This window comes from Domibacillus sp. (assembly GCF_031181085.1).
Taxonomy (GTDB): domain Bacteria; phylum Bacillota; class Bacilli; order Bacillales; family Domibacillaceae; genus Domibacillus.
In genome coordinates, this window is sequence record NZ_JAPSLE010000007.1 from 142,337 (window position 1) to 157,423 (window position 15,087).

General features: G+C 45.4%; 14 protein-coding genes. All 14 read right to left on the reverse strand.

Annotated elements, in window-relative coordinates:
• Positions 1-2: 2 nt before the first annotated feature.
• Entirely contained in the window at positions 3-452 is a 450-nt protein-coding gene (gene rplI / locus RIN81_RS12185) for a 50S ribosomal protein L9 (protein WP_242232497.1), read from the reverse strand.
• Positions 449-2,422, reverse strand: coding sequence for a DHH family phosphoesterase (locus tag RIN81_RS12190; RefSeq protein ID WP_309090527.1), 1,974 nt, complete (start codon positions 2,420-2,422; stop codon positions 449-451). Before RIN81_RS12190 ends, rplI begins: the two co-directional genes overlap by 4 nt.
• Before the next feature lie 66 nt (positions 2,423-2,488).
• Positions 2,489-3,454 carry a YybS family protein gene (locus tag RIN81_RS12195; RefSeq protein ID WP_309090529.1) on the reverse strand — a complete coding sequence of 322 codons (966 nt, stop codon included), beginning with the start codon at positions 3,452-3,454 and terminating at the stop codon, positions 2,489-2,491.
• A gap of 90 nt (positions 3,455-3,544) precedes the next feature.
• Positions 3,545-5,524, reverse strand: a complete 1,980-nt coding sequence (locus RIN81_RS12200; protein ID WP_309090530.1) for a methyl-accepting chemotaxis protein — start codon at positions 5,522-5,524, stop codon at positions 3,545-3,547.
• A gap of 119 nt (positions 5,525-5,643) precedes the next feature.
• Positions 5,644-7,644, reverse strand: a complete 2,001-nt coding sequence (locus RIN81_RS12205; protein WP_309090532.1) for a methyl-accepting chemotaxis protein — start codon at positions 7,642-7,644, stop codon at positions 5,644-5,646.
• A gap of 183 nt (positions 7,645-7,827) precedes the next feature.
• A complete protein-coding gene (gene rpsR / locus RIN81_RS12210) occupies positions 7,828-8,064 on the reverse strand; it encodes a 30S ribosomal protein S18 (protein ID WP_309090534.1) in 237 nt (78 codons plus the stop codon).
• Positions 8,065-8,086: 22 nt separating this feature from the next.
• Positions 8,087-8,623, reverse strand: a complete 537-nt coding sequence (gene ssb / locus RIN81_RS12215) for a single-stranded DNA-binding protein (protein WP_251271159.1) — start codon at positions 8,621-8,623, stop codon at positions 8,087-8,089.
• Positions 8,624-8,699: 76 nt separating this feature from the next.
• Positions 8,700-8,993, reverse strand: a complete 294-nt coding sequence (gene rpsF, locus RIN81_RS12220) for a 30S ribosomal protein S6 (protein WP_242232491.1) — start codon at positions 8,991-8,993, stop codon at positions 8,700-8,702.
• Positions 8,994-9,204: 211 nt separating this feature from the next.
• Positions 9,205-9,951 carry an ABC transporter permease gene (locus RIN81_RS12225; protein ID WP_309090536.1) on the reverse strand — a complete coding sequence of 249 codons (747 nt, stop codon included), beginning with the start codon at positions 9,949-9,951 and terminating at the stop codon, positions 9,205-9,207.
• A gap of 145 nt (positions 9,952-10,096) precedes the next feature.
• Positions 10,097-11,197, reverse strand: a complete 1,101-nt coding sequence (gene ychF, locus RIN81_RS12230; RefSeq protein WP_242232489.1) for a redox-regulated ATPase YchF — start codon at positions 11,195-11,197, stop codon at positions 10,097-10,099.
• A gap of 181 nt (positions 11,198-11,378) precedes the next feature.
• Positions 11,379-11,576, reverse strand: coding sequence for a DUF951 domain-containing protein (locus tag RIN81_RS12235; RefSeq protein ID WP_309090540.1), 198 nt, complete (start codon positions 11,574-11,576; stop codon positions 11,379-11,381).
• Positions 11,577-12,500 carry a mechanosensitive ion channel family protein gene (locus tag RIN81_RS12240; RefSeq protein WP_309090543.1) on the reverse strand — a complete coding sequence of 308 codons (924 nt, stop codon included), beginning with the start codon at positions 12,498-12,500 and terminating at the stop codon, positions 11,577-11,579.
• 78 nt (positions 12,501-12,578) lie between these two features.
• A complete protein-coding gene (locus tag RIN81_RS12245; RefSeq protein WP_309090545.1) occupies positions 12,579-13,556 on the reverse strand; it encodes an ABC transporter permease in 978 nt (325 codons plus the stop codon).
• A 1-nt stretch (position 13,557) separates the two neighbouring features.
• Positions 13,558-15,057, reverse strand: a complete 1,500-nt coding sequence (locus tag RIN81_RS12250) for a sugar ABC transporter ATP-binding protein (protein WP_309090547.1) — start codon at positions 15,055-15,057, stop codon at positions 13,558-13,560.
• Positions 15,058-15,087 lie beyond the last annotated feature (30 nt).

The window sequence follows — 15,087 nt, forward strand, 5'->3', positions numbered from 1 at the left end:
TATTATTTTTCTTCTGTTACATGTACCTTAAGTGTAGCTGTGACTTCATTATGCAACTTAACCGGTACGTTTGTGTAGCCAAGACCGCGGATGCCGTCCGGAAGATCGATCTTCCGTTTATCAATCTTAATTTTATGTGTTTTGTTTAATTGATCTGCCACTTGTTTAGCTGTTACAGAACCGAAAAGCCGGCCGCCTGCACCTGTTTTAGCGTGTAATTCAACAGTCAGTGCTTCGATCGTTTCTTTCAGGCGCTTTGCTTCCTCCAGCTCTTCTGCTGCAAGAGCTGCTTGTTTTTTCTTTTGAGCATCAAGCGCGTTTTGGTTGCCCGATGTTGCTTCAACTGCATAACCGTTTTTAATTAAAAAGTTGTGTGCATAGCCGTCGGCTACATTTTTAATATCGCCTTTTTTGCCTTTGCCTTTTACGTCCTTTAAAAAGATTACCTTCATTCTTCATTTCCTCCTTCAGTGACTTCATCAATAACGCGGCACAGCTCCATTTCAGCGTCTTCTACAGAAGCGTCCCGAATTTGCGTTGCAGCATTTGTTAAATGGCCGCCTCCGTTCAACTGCTCCATAATGATCTGTACATTGACTTCGCCAAGTGAGCGGGCACTGATCCCGACCGTTTCTTCGGACCGGCGGGCAATCACAAACGATGCCTGGACTCCGTTCATGGTCAAAATCGTATCCGCTGCCTGAGCAATCAAGACAGAATCATATACATAATCATCACTGCCTTTGGCAATCGCCAGGCCGTCTTTATAAAAATAAACCGTTTCAATCAGCTGGCTGCGCTGAATGTAGGTGCCAATATCTTCTTTTAAAAATTTTTGAACTAAAATCGTATCCGCACCGTTCGTACGTAAATAAGCAGCTGCGTCAAACGTGCGGGCTCCAGTCCGCAGTGAAAAACTTTTTGTATCGACAATTATACCAGCAAGCAGGGCCGTTGACTCAAGCATCGATATTTTTTTTGTTTTCGGCTGATATTCCAACAGCTCTGTGACAAGCTCTGCCGTAGAAGAAGCATAGGGCTCCATATAAACAAGAAGCGGGTTTTTAATAAATTCTTCTCCGCGCCGATGGTGATCGATCACGACAACTCGTTCCGCTCTGGAAAGCAGCCTTCCTTCAATGACAAGCGACGGCTTATGGGTATCCACCACAACAAGCAAGGTTCGATTCGTTGCAATTTCAAGCGCTTCTTCTGGTGTAATAATTCTTGAATGAAGTTCAGGATTCTGTTCTTTCAGCTCGTTAAGCAGTCGTTTCACTGCCGTATCAATTTGTGCGGGATCAACGACAATATAACCTTCCCGCCCATTTAATTCTGCAACATGGCGAATCCCCATTGAAGCACCGACTGCATCCATATCTGGATACTTGTGGCCCATCACGATCACTTTGTCACTCTCAGTTACGATGTCACGAAGCGCGTGTGAAATCACGCGGGCACGCACCCGTGTCCGTTTCTCGGTTGGATTTGTTTTCCCCCCGTAAAACTTTACTTTCCCGTCTCCCTGCTTGATGGCAGCCTGGTCACCGCCGCGTCCAAGAGCCAGATCTAAACTTGATTGAGCGAGATCGCCCAATTCCGGCAGCGGAACAACTCCCTGTCCGATCCCAATGCTCAATGTCAGCGGGGCATAATGCTTAGCCGTCTCTTCACGCACTTCGTCCAAAATGGAAAACTTATCTTCTTCAAGCTTGGCTAAAATGCGCTCGTTCATCACAGTAAAAAAGCGCTCGGACGACACACGTTTTAAAAACATGCCATGTTTTTTCGCCCAGCCATTGAGCATAGAAGTAACCAAGCTGTTTAAGCTGCTTTTTGTTTGATCATCCATCCCCTGTGTTAAATCATCATAGTTATCGAGAAAGATGATGCTGAGTGTGGTTTTTTCTTCCCTAAACTGGCGTGCGATCCGTTCTTCCTCGGTCACATCAAAAAAGTAAAGAAGCCGTTCATCTGGTTTTGACGCCACACGAAAGGTTTTGTCGTTTAAATTAAGCATGGCTTCTTTGCCGCTTTTAATAGCCGAAAGCAAAGGTTCCGCTACTTCATAAAGCGATTCGCCAACAAGGTTCTCCTCTTGAAAGTAAGAGGTTAAAAAAGCGTTCGCCCATTCAATTGTATACTCCTTATTATAAAGCAGAATGCCAATCGGCAGCTCCTGAAGCGTTTCTTCACCGACTTTTTGAAGGCGGTACGATAAAGTGGCCACATACTTCTGTACATCTTCATGCATTTTTCTTTCTGCCAAATATAAAAAGAGGAGCAGAAAAATCGTCAATGTAAGCAAGCCGGCGCCGGCAGCCCAATTGTAGGAGAACAGCCAGGCCGACGCGGCCACAAGCACAAGCGTAATGACAATGATCGGTACTTGAATCATCCGCCTGTTATAATACGAAAGCATTCGCTTCAGCTCCTCGTTCTAAAGCTCCACCTTTTGTGCCCGATGGAGCCAATTTTAAAAAGCATCTTACCGCTTTTTTTGCATCCGTTGTCTTAAGTCGAACCCTAAATCAATTATACCTAATAATCGGATAAGATAAAGAAGCGGAATTAGAGGAATTGATAAAAGGGCCGCTAAAACCGGGATGGCTTTTGGCCATTTTTTGCTGTGGGCAAAGAAAAAAACAAAAGACAAACCTTGTATATACAAGCATGCCTGCAAAATAAACAGCACGTTCACATAAATATCATACCAGCTTGTACCGGGCTCCGGCTGAACAAAAATAGCTCCTGCCATTAAAAGGAGATAATACCAAAGGATTGTCCGGGGCAGACGTACTGTCCGGAATGGCTGAAGCGGTTTTATTTTGACGCCGAGCCGTTTGGCAATCGGGTAATTCACCGTTCTTAAAAGCAGCACCGTAAGAAAAGCCAGCGCTGTGAGAATCGCTGGTAAAATAGCGTTCATATAGTCAATCAGCGTATTGATTTCCTCGTCTGTGTAAGGCACTTCCTGTCCGAGCACGCGGCTTGTTTCGGCTGCTGACTCCTTAAAGGCTTTACTGAATTCGTCTGCAAACGAAATATCAAAAAGCCACATGGCTGCCGCATACTGCACAATCAAATTTAATAAAAACACGAGACTTCCGCCCATATAAACAATCCAGCCATCTGACTGCCTGCGGATGAGTGCCCCCATCATCAAGCCGGTTGTTCCGTACATAATCGCCAGAGGCACAGAGATTACGCCTCCTATTATAAAGGACAGTGCTACCGCACAAGCAAGCAGCCCAAAAGCCGGCCCGGCCGGATATTTAGCACTGTATATCAAAAAAGGAAGCAGTAAAAAAAGCGCGCCGACAATAGAGATAATCGGTACGTAGACGGAGACCGCCAGTAGAATTGCAAAGATGGCGAGCATCCTTGCTCCTTCTGTTATGACTTTTGTTCTTTCCACTTTAACACTCCGTTCATTTACCAAGCATTTCGGCATTCTCCCCCCTTATTCTACATTCCTTTAGTCCCCCATTCAACTTTAAAACAAAAAAGTCCGAACAAAAGATCGGACTTTTTCACTTATTTTTCATATTTGAAATTGGCGTATCGCTTGAATCAATTCTTCATTAAGCAAAGACAGCTGTTCAGAAGCTGCCGCTACGCCCTCAATGGCCAACAGCTGCGTCCGCGTTCTTTCCTGGGCTTCCTCACAGGAAAAAGCTGAAACTTTGGCTTCTTCCGCCAGCTGACCGGCCGTGTACACAACTGTATCTTTTTCCTGATCGGCTGTATGAATCCCTTTGACCATTTCGGCAATCGCTGCCTTCATTTTCTGCACAACTTCTTCCTGATGAACAAATACTCCCTCGGTTTCCTGTACCGCTTCTGTTTGCGCGGTAATGTATCCGCCTGCTTCCGTTACCGTCTGGATCGCCTGAACGGACCCTTCCTGTACCGCCGCAATTTTTTTATGTATCTCACCGGCCGCCTTGCCCGACTGCTCAGCAAGCTTTCTCACTTCCTGGGCAACCACTGCGAAGCCTTTGCCGTGGCTGCCTGCCCGCGCTGCTTCAATCGATGCATTAAGCGCGAGCAGGTTTGTCTGAGCGGATATCTCTTCAATCACATGCACAATATCTTCAATGCGTTTAATGTCCTCTGCCAGTATGCTAATAGACTTCAACGCTGCGTCCATTCTTTCAGCAGAAGCACTCATAGATTCTGCCATCACCGTCACATGCCTTGCTCCTGTTTCAGCTGCCTGGGCTGCCGTGCCAGCAAGCTGGGTCATGGCATCTGCTTCACCTGATATGGAGCTGATTAACGTGCCCAGCTCCCGTGAACGATCCGCCGCTTTTTGCGAGCCGTTTGCGGATCTTTCCGTTCCATGAGTTAATTCATCCAGCGCAGACGCTGCCGCTGTTCCGGATTCATTGATTTCCTGTACGGCAATATTTAAATTCTCAATGGATTCCCTTACATTTTTCGCTGCATCTTCTGTAACTCCGACAATGCTGCGCATTTTCACGACCATTTCATTAAAATTGCGGCTTAGTTCCGCTGTTTCATCCCTTCCTGAAACATAAACATGTGTTTGCAAGTTGCCTTCTGCCACTTGTTTTACAGAGGCTTTCAATGTTTGAAGCGGCTTTGTAATGGTTGATGTCAGCCAAAACACAACAAGCATCACAATCGCAAGTGCCGGCAGCGCTGTAAGGGCCAGAATTTTTTTCATTTCGTCTGAAACGCTGAACAAATGGCTCTTTTCGTAGACCGCCCCGATTTTCCAGCCGGTCTGTGCAGCTGTATCGTAAACAACCAGCTGGTTTTCTTTTTCTAAAATGCCGCTTTTTTCACCAGCTAACATCGCTCCCATCAGCGCATCTTTTGATACATCTTTGCCTTTTTGAGATGGGTGAACAAGTGCCCTTCCTTGCTCGGATAGGACAACCGGGTACCCTTCGTAGCCGACGTTCAGCTTGTTCATTCGATTGGTCATGCTCGTTAAGTTAATATCAATCCCAATGACGCCGAGCACCTCTGAGCCGCTCATAATAGCTTTGGAAACTGTAATAATATCGTCCCCTGTTTCGCTTTGATACGGTTCGCTCCACACCGGCTGCCCGCTTTTGGCTGCCTGCTTATAGGAGGGCTCCTCTAACGGGTTAAAATCTTTTGGAAGCGATGCGGCAGGTGCCATTTTAAAGGTTCCGGCTGCTGATGTGTAGTAAACGCTTAGTGTTTCTTTATAAATATCGGTGTACCGGTTAAACACAGCCTGCAGCTCCCTGTCTGCTTCACCGTCCGGCTGTTTATCCGACTGTGCCAGCTGGGCATATTCGAGTACTTGTGCGCTTTCGGATAAAAGCAGAGTACTTTCTTCGTACTTTTGCAAAAAGGCATCCGCAGAATTGTTTAATTCTTTTACAAACTCTTTTGTTTGGGCGGCTGCATTTTTTTCAATCCGCTGTTCTGTTTTTAACCCAGTAAAAAAAATAACAAAAGTAAAGGCACTGATTAGAATAATCGCAATGGGAAGCATAAATTTCATTCGAATCGATTTCATTTCACTACACCTTTCTCCCTATGTACAACCCCCATTATAGTTTCATAGTCCTAACACAGTGTTAAGGTAATGTAAAAAATTTATTAAAAAAAGGACGCCGGTACTAGCCGGCATCCCTTTTACAGTTTAAATTGATCTACAATTCCTTTTAATTCCGCACTTAACTCCATCAGCTGCTCAGAGGAATCGGTCACAGTTCGAACCGCTCTTAATTGCTCTTCGGCCGAGGCGCTGACTTCTTCACTTGCAGCGGCAGACTGCTGGCTGGCCGCGGCAATGCCGGTCATCGTATGGATCATTTCATCCTTTGTGACTCCTACTTCTTTGATTTCCTCATTGATTGTGGCAATGGACGAATCAATCGTACTGACAAGAGACGAAAGCTGGTGGAAAACCTTGCTTGTTTCTTCTACCGCTTCCGTTTGCTCATCGAAATTGCTGCGTGTTTTTTTCATTTGCTCAACGGCTGTACGAGAACCGGATTGAATGTCGAGAATCGTTCGTCTTACTTCATCTGCTGCTTCACTGGACTGCTCTGCCAGCTTACGGACTTCTTCTGCCACCACAGCAAATCCTTTGCCGTGCTCGCCAGCTCTTGCCGCTTCAATCGACGCATTGAGCGCCAGCAGATTCGTCTGCGCAGAAATGTCGGTAATGGCTCCAATCACAGCCTCGATCGAGTTCATTTTCGATTCCAGCTCTTCAATCACCATTTGCATACCGGAAATGTATGTTTTCGTTTCATTGTTTGAAGCGCGAAGCTGTTCAATTTGCCCGGCTCCTTTTTGGTTTGCCTGCTCAGCCTGGGAAGCGGCGTGCGCCATGTCTCCTGCCTGGCCGGTAATCACATCGATTTGGCTGCCTAAGCTGTTTGAGCGCTCAGTCGCCTCAGCAGAATCTTCTGCCGAACGGGAAACCCCCAAGGTAATTTCATTGATCGCATGGGTCATTTGTTCACTGGATGCACTTGTTTCTTCTGACACCGCACTTAAGCTTTCAGCAGATGCTTTTACATCCTGTACCGAGTCATTTACTTTTTGTAAAATGTTCCGCATGTTGGCGGTCATTTTATTAAATGCTTCGGATAGCTGTCCCACTTCATCCCTCGTTGTGACCGGCACCTGCACCGTCAAGTCACCTTCAGCGATTTGAGAAGCAGATCGTTCCAAATAGCGGAGCGGGTTCACGATTTTTGAGATTACAAACAGCATTACGGCACTGATCAACAAAAGCAGCACAATGCCGGTCCAAAGCAGAGACTTACCAATGGATTGAGACAAACCGAGTAAGTCGGCCTGGTTGTAAATGGCTGCTGTCGTCCAATTCACACCGGGCACATTGTTAAACACGATAATACGGTTTTCCCCGTCCAGCTGATAGTACTTCCTGCCGGATGGAGAGGAACCATCAATAATACTTTTAATAACCGGAATCTTCGTTAAATCTTCTCCCTGTCTATCCGGATGAACAATACCCATGCCTGCTGCTGAAAACACAACGGGGTAGCCCTGATAGCCAAGATCTGTTTGTTTGACCCGTTCTGTTAGGACGGTTAAATCAATATCAGCCCCAATCACGCCAAGGAACCGGTCATTATTGTCATAAAGGGCTCTCGACACCGTTACGACAGAAGAACCGGTGGCCTGGTCTTCATACGGTTCGCTCCAAACCGCCGCTTTTTTATTTTCAGCTTGTGTATACCAGTCTCTTTCCCGGGGATCGAAATCTGAAGGAAGCTCAATTACCGGGGAAATAATAGTCGTTCCATCTGCTGAACCAAAATAAATACTCGACACATCCTGATACGTATCCAGGTAATTAGTAAAAAGATTTTCTATTGACTGGCGGCTCGCTTTGTCTTGGGCTAATTCATTTTTTCCGTAAGATTGAATCGTATCATCGAAAACAAGCAAATCAATGCTTTTTTCATGTTGGTCCAAAAATGACTTTACCGTACCCGATAAACTTTCTACTGTGCCTTCGCTTTGATCGATCACGCTTTTTTCCACACTGTTTTCTGTTTGCCAGCTGATAAATATAATGATAAAAGCAAACGCCAAAACAAGCGCCGCAATAATAGGAATGAGCAGTTTCGTGCGAATAGATTGAATGCCTTTCAACTTTATGCCTCCTTCTATAGTAAAAATACCCTATGCTTATTTTACCTATTAATGAATAAATATCTAGACTTTTATTTTATTTCATTAAAAAATAATATTTTCTTCCTATTTATTCCATATTCATACACAAAAAAAGCACAATCCTGAATAATCAGAACTGTGCTTTTTCTTATATAAAAGATCTTATCTTTCATCTCCAACGAATGGAAGAAGTGCTACCTGACGCGCACGTTTGATTGCAATTGTCAAACGGCGTTGGTATTTAGCACTTGTACCTGTTACACGGCGTGGAAGAATTTTTCCACGTTCAGATACGAACTTTTTAAGTAAATCAACATCTTTATAGTCGATATGTGTAATACCGTTAGATGTGAAATAGCAAACCTTTTTACGCTTACGTCCACCTCTGCGTCCTGCCATGAGTTTCCCCTCCTTGCTTGAATTAGAATGGAAGATCGTCGTCTGAAATATCGATCGGCTGTCCGTTATCTGCAAACGGATCTTCATTCATTTTAGAATAACCGGCATTGTTATTGCCGCGCTGTTGATTCTGCTGTGGCTGACCAAATGGAAAGTCCTGATTGCTTTGCTGGCCGCCATAACCGCCACCTTGCTGCTGGGGAGCATTGCCATACTGCTGGCCGCCTCCACCACCTCCGGATTTTGGTTCAAGAAATTGGACACTGTCTGCCTGGACTTCTGTCACGTATACACGCTTTCCGTCCTGGCCTTCATAACTGCGTGTTTGAATGCGCCCTTCTACGCCGGCAAGGCTTCCTTTTTTGAGGAAATTTGCCACGTTTTCAGCCGGACGACGCCAAATCACGCAATTAATAAAATCCGCTTCCCGGTCGCCTTGCTGATTCGTGTACGCGCGGTTCACCGCGAGCGTAAACGTTGCAACAGCTGCACCAGCTGGCGTATAGCGAAGTTCAGGATCTTTCGTTAAACGGCCCACTAAAACCACTCGGTTTATCATCAGAATCAACTCCTTTTCTTTTAAAATGTTTCAGCTTGAAACATGATGAAAAAGATGTATATTTAGTGCGTTTCAATTACTTTGCTTCTTCTTTAACAATGATATGACGGATAATGTCATCGCTGATTTTCGCAAGACGGTCAAATTCATTTACTGCAGCTGCATCTTCAGCGTTAGCATGAATAAGTTGGTAGAAACCTTCGCGGAAATCGTTGATTTCGTACGCTAAACGGCGTTTACCCCATTCTTTTGAATCGATGATTTCAGCACCGTTTGAAGTAAGGATGTTGTCAAAACGCTCAACTAGCGCTTTTTTCGCCTCATCTTCAATGTTCGGGCGGATAATGTACATGAATTCGTACTTTCTCATCTTTGTTCACCTCCTCGTGGACTATGCGGCTGTCGCCTTCCCTTTACGGGCTCGACAGCAAGGAGCAAATTTTCATTACTCACAAGTTGAAATTATAACATGCATCTCTCAACAGCGCAATATTTTTCGCAATACAATAAAACAAAAAGGGACTTATGGCGATTCAGGTGATACTCCCCTATTATAGAATGTATGTTCGAAATGTGCAAGTTTAAAACATTCTTTGCTTGAAAAAAGCAGGGTATGCAAGAAAAGAAACAATCATAGCCGTAATCGCTGTGTTGCCAAATGTGGTTAAGGCAATGACAAGCTGATACTTTACAGCGACAACAGGTGAAGCACCGGCGATAATGGCTCCTGTCATCATGCCTGGAAGCTGCACAAGGCCGATGGTTTTCATTCCTTCCATGCTCGGAATCAAAGCGGCTCTGACTGTTGCCTCAATCAATTCCTGTGATGCCTGGCGGCGCGTAGCACCCAGCGCCAGCTTTCCCATGATCAATTCTTTCGTCGAATCAAATTCCCGCTTCAGCCTGTCAAATACGAGACTGACAGCCACCATAGAACTGCCGATAATCATCCCGCTCATCGGCAGAATGTACTGGGCTTCAAAATCTACAATATCAAATGTTACCCAGATTGCAACAGAAGCCGCTTCCGATGCTACTAACGCAGCGAAGGCAATCCAGAGGGAACGTTCAAAGGCATCCCCCCGCTTGGCGGATGTCCGGGAGGCAATGACAATCATAATAAAAGTAATAAATAAAAACAAAACCGGGTTTTCAATCGAGAAAACAAATGTAATGATATACCCGATCACCGTCAGCTGAACAAAAGCCCGAACCGAGGCCATCATCATTTCTTTTGAAATACCAAGTTTTTGTTTGTACGAAAGCCAAAACGGAATAAGCATAAATAAAAAAGCGGCCAGCAGGGCTGCATAACTGATATCTTTCAATCCAAACACCTCCTACAAAAAAACTCCACCGGTTATCTGGTGGAGTCATTGTACTTATCTAGCTGCAGATGTTTTAGGCCTGCGGGATGATAAACCTGTCTGGCTTTTACATGCCGCGCTCCTTCCAAACGCTTTTGCTTATCGCTTAAACGTTAAAACGGAAGTGAACAACATCTCCGTCTTTCATGACGTATTCTTTTCCTTCAAGACGGACTTTGCCGGCTTCTTTCGCCGCGGTCATCGAGCCGTTCTCAACAAGGTCATCGTACGAAACCGTCTCAGCACGGATAAAGCCCCGCTCAAAATCCGAATGGATAATGCCGGCACACTGTGGTGCCTTCATGCCTTTACGGAACGTCCAGGCACGTACTTCCTGCACGCCCGCTGTAAAGTACGTTGCAAGCCCTAAAAGCGAGTACGCAGCTGTAATCAATTGATCCAGGCCGGATTGTTCAATGCCAAGCTCTTCAAGGAACATGGCTTTTTCATCATCGTCAAGCTCGGCGATTTCTTCTTCTACCTTCGCGCTGATCACAATGACTTCCGAGCCTTCACCAGCCGCGTATTCACGCACTTTTTGTACATGCTCATTGCCTGATGGGTCCGCGATTTCTTCCTCGCTCACATTGGCCACATACAACATTGGTTTAGCTGTTAACAAGTGAAGCTGCTTAACGATTTTTTGCTGCTCTTCAGTGAATTCCACAGAACGGGCAGGCTTGTCAGACTCAAGCGCTTCTTTCACCAAGACAAGCACGTCATGCTCGGCAACAGCATCTTTATCTTTTTGCTTAGCAAGCTTTGCCACGCGCGTAAGACGTTTGTCCACCGATTCAAGATCTGCCAAAATAAGCTCAAGGTTAATAACCTCAATATCATCAATCGGGTCTACTTTTCCAGATACGTGCGTGATGTTTTCATCATCAAAGCAGCGTACGACCTGACAGATCGCGTCTACTTCACGGATGTGGGACAAAAACTTGTTTCCTAAACCTTCACCTTTGCTGGCACCTTTTACGATCCCGGCGATATCCGTAAATTCAAACGCCGTTGGAATGGTTTTTTTCGGTGTTACCATTTCCGTTAGTTTCGCCAGACGCTCATCCGGTACTTCCACGATGCCGACATTCGGATCAATTGTACAGAATGGATAGTTGGCTGATTCGGCACCTGCTTTTGTAATTGCGTTAAACAAAGTCGATTTTCCCACGTTTGGAAGACCGACGATTCCTGCTGTTAATGCCATATAATTGGTTCACTCCTTGTTTTCTGTAAACACGTACATAGTATTCTAAACCTTTCCCCATTATATGGACTAAGGCGGAAAAAGGCAACGTAAGAAAAGCGCAAGCCCAAGGTCAGGACGAAATATCAGGGGAAACATCTTCTATTCTAAAACGTCTTTTTGCTCCAAAAGAAAGAGCGGCTTACTCGCCGCTCTCGGTTACTACTTTTTTCATTTTTTTCACAAATTCACGCCGCGGCAGCATGACACTGTGTCCGCACCCTTCACACTTGATTCGAATGTCCATGCCAAGACGAATGATTTTCCAGCGGTTTGTTCCGCAAGGATGGGCTTTTTTCATTTCTACCACATCGTGCAACGCAAACTGTTTCTCTTCCATTTATGCCGTTCCCCCGCTTTTTGCCTGTTTTGAGCCTGCTTGTGCTTCCTGCTCCGTTCTTGAGTACATCACCATGCGCGGATATGGAATTTCAATTCCGTTCGCATCCAGACATTCCTTGATATCTTTGCGCATCATTCGAGCCACATACCAGTGATTCATCGGCGTTGTTTCCGCTGTAATCCGAAGAGTCACATCTGACGGTCCCAGCATTTGAATGCCGAGCAGCTTCGGTGTATCGACAATTTCAGGATACTTGTCTTTTAATGTCTTAAGAAGCTCGTTAATCACCTTCTCGGCTTTTTCCACATTTTCCTCATAGGCAATACTGATGTCAACGACGGCCACGCTATTATGAAGAGAGAAGTTCGTGACTTCTATAATGCTTCCGTTTGGCAAGATATGAATTTCACCCGTCCATACCTTCAGCTTTGTTGTGCGCAGGCCAATTTCCTCAACGGTTCCTTCAAACTGGCCGATTCGGACAAAATCTCCTACTGAAAACTGGTCTTCAAAAATGATAAAAAAGCCCGTGATCACATCTTTTACCAAGCTTTGAGCGCCAAAACCAATCGCAAGCCCGAGCACCCCGGCTCCAGCGATGAGTCCTTTTACATCAAAGGTTAGAACCCCAAGTATATTCACAAGCGCGATAAAGTACACCACATAAGCCAGCACATTTTCAATCAATTTGAGCAATGTGTTTTCCCGCCGCTCAGAAAACGTCAATGGTGCTTTTGAGCGAAGAGCAAAAAAATTGCGGATGGCGATTTTCCCAACTTTTACAATAAACCACGCCACCAGAATCGTCAGGATAATTTTAATAGCGCCTTCTCCGAACGCAAGCCACGTTTCTTCATTGGTAAACTTTCTCCACAACGATTCGAGGGCGCGCTGATAGGTTGATAATGATTGATCGTCCAAAAAAAGCCCTCCTTCTGCTGGTTTACATAAGTCGTTTCCATTTTAACAGGAGAAAACACTTTTTCACAGAAAATTGAATTATGCGTGTGTCCGCTTATAGTAAGTGAGCGCCAGGGCAAAAGCAAGAACGGACCCTTTTACAATATCCATCGCATAATAAGGGACAGACATCATCACGAGCCCATTTTGCAAAATACCGATTAATACCGCACCAACAAAGGTGCCGAGCGCGTTCGGCTTACCGGCACCGAGAACGGATAATCCAATGAACGCAGCGGCTACCGCATCCATTAAGTAAGGGCCGCCTGCGTTAATTTCAGCCGTCATCACGCGGGATGCTAATACAATACCGCCAAGCGCGGCTAAAAGTGCTGACAAAATATAAGCGGCTACTTTGTACTTGTTCACAGGAATGCCGGACAAGCGAGCAGCTTCTTGATTGCCGCCGATCATATACATAAACCGGCCGTGCTTTGTCAGTGAAAGAAATCCTTGAACGGCTAAAACGACTACGACCATGATGACGATAATCCAGGGAAGCTGTCCAAGCTTGGCAAAAACAGGGCTGATCACGCCTTCTGCATAAGATCCATCAGCCATAACCATATTTTCAGAAATGGTTGCTCCTTTTGTATATGTTAGAGCCACGCCTTGAATAATAAACATCATCGCCAATGTAGCCAGCATATCTGGAATTTTCAGTTTAACGATCATAATAGAGTTTAATATACCGATGAGCACAGCACCGAGAAGGGCTGCCAGCAGCGCCACCACAAAGCTCTGCGAAAACCAGACAAACATAGAGATCACCACAGCACTTGCCAGGGAAGCGGATGAGCCGACCGATAAATCAAATCCATTTATCGAAAGTGACACTGTAACCCCTACAGCAATAATCGTGACAATGGAAATCGAGCGTAAAATATTCAAAACATTGTCGCTGCTTATAAAAGCAGGATTTAGGGCGGTAAAAACAGCAATTAACACAATAATGGTTAAGATCGTGCCGTATTTATAAAAAAAATCAAATAACTGAAACGGTTTTTTCTGAAACACTTTATTTTCCTCCTGTTGAATAATACATAACTTCTTCTTCTGCCGTAAGCGCGGTTTCTTTTTCCATCACGGCCTGTCCATCGTAAATCACATACAGCCGGTCTGTCATACCGAATATTTCAGGCAGTTCACTTGATGCGTACAAAATGCCTTTTCCGCGCGCGGCAAGCTCGGCGATTAAGTCAAAAATTTCCCGCTTCGCCCCGACATCAATGCCTTTTGTCGGCTCGTCAAAGATATATACATCCGCTTCGGCAAGCAGCCATTTTCCAATCGCAATTTTTTGCTGGTTTCCGCCTGACAGGTGGCGGACCTTCGTTTCAGGAGACGGTGTCCGCACATCCAGGCGCTCGATAACAGAAACAGCCGTTTCTTTTTCTTTTTTAAAATCAATCCAGGCACCCGCTCTCAGCATCGACTTCAGCGTGGTGACGGTGATGTTTGAGCGTACGGATTCTGACACAAATACACCTTCACGGCGCCGTTCCTCCGGCACAAGTACAAGGCCGCTGCGGACTGCATCGTAAGGCGAACGAAGCGATGCCGGCTTTCCTTTTACTTGAATGTTTCCCGCTTCCACTTTGGATTCCCCAAACAGCGCTTTGCATATCTCCGATTTGCCGGCACCGACAAGCCCCGTTAAACCGACCACTTCTCCGGCGTGAACGGTTATATTCACACCGTTTACACCGGCTGCTGAAAGGCTGGATGCTTGAAGCAGTACCATTCCTTTGTCAGATTTGCGGACTGGAAACTGCTCGTCCATTTTCCGGCCCAGCATGTTTTCGACTACTTCATTTTGCGTCGTGTCTGTTATGCGTTTTTTTGAAACAAGCTCCCCGTTGCGCATAATCGTAATGTCGTCGCAGATTTCAAACAATTCTGGAAGGCGGTGTGAAATAAAAATGATGCTTACATCCTCTTGCTTGAGCTGCCGCACAAGCCGGAATAATTCATCAGTTTCTGCCTGACTGAGCGGAGCGGTCGGCTCATCTAAAATTAAAAAGCGGCAGTCATTTGAAATGGCCCGGGCAATCAGCACCATCTGCTTTTCTGCCAGTGTCAGCTCACTTACCTGCTTTTTTGGAGAAAGAGAAAGGTTCATTCTTTCCAGCAGCGCAGCGGACTTTTCCCGGAGCTTCCTCCAGTGGATCCATCCGCTTTCCCCTTTGCCGTTTACAAGCTGATCCATCATAATATTTTCACCAACGGTTAAATGAGGAATAAGTGCTGTATCTACTTCCTGATAAACCATTTGAATACCATACTTTTTTGCATCAGCCGGCTGACGGACATGAATAAGCTCTCCGTTTATCGACAGCTCTCCTTCGTAATGGCCGTAGGCACCGGATAAAATTTTCATAAGCGTTGATTTCCCGGCTCCGTTTGCGCCGATTAATGCGTGAACTTTCCCTGTCTGCGCCTGAAAATCCACTCTGTTCAGCGCTTTTACACCGGGAAAGGAAATCGAAACATTTTTCATATCAAGTGTTGTAGTCATCTTGTATCCTCCTTTCGATGACAGAAAAGG